This is a genomic window from Mycolicibacter acidiphilus (assembly GCF_018455725.1).
Classification (GTDB): Bacteria; Actinomycetota; Actinomycetes; order Mycobacteriales; family Mycobacteriaceae; genus Mycobacterium; species Mycobacterium acidiphilum.
On record NZ_JAHCLR010000054.1, the window covers coordinates 1 to 417 of the forward strand.

Sequence of the window (417 nt, forward strand, 5' to 3'; positions counted from 1 at the left end):
GGTGCGCGACGGGCTGATCCGCGACGCCAACCACTACGAGTCCCAGGAAGCTGCCTCGCAGCAGATCCTGTCCAGCTAGAAGGAGACCCTCAGATGAGCATCAACTACCAGTTCGGCGACGTCGACGCCCACGGCGCCCTGATCCGCGCCCAGGCCGCCTCCCTGGAGGCGGAGCACCAGGCGATCGTGCACGACGTGCTCGCCGCCGGGGACTTCTGGGGCGGCGCCGGTTCGGTGGCGTGCCAGGAGTTCGTCACCCAACTCGGCCGCAACTTCCAGGTGATCTACGAACAGGCCAACTCGCACGGCCAGAAGGTGCAATCGGCCGGCAACAACATGGCCAACACCGACTCGGCCGTCGGCTCCAGCTGGGCGTAACCGCACCCAGGCCCGGTGGCCGCACCCCCGCGGGGGGGT

At 68.8% G+C, this 417-nt stretch carries 1 protein-coding gene and 1 pseudogene; both read left to right on the forward strand.

Annotation, left to right across the window (positions count from 1 at the left end):
- Positions 1–79, forward strand: a pseudogene (locus KIH27_RS19000) (WXG100 family type VII secretion target); the annotation flags it as partial.
- Positions 80–93: 14 nt separating this feature from the next.
- Entirely contained in the window at positions 94–378 is a 285-nt protein-coding gene (locus tag KIH27_RS19005; protein WP_214094532.1) for a WXG100 family type VII secretion target, read from the forward strand.
- The last annotated feature ends 39 nt before the right edge of the window (positions 379–417 follow it).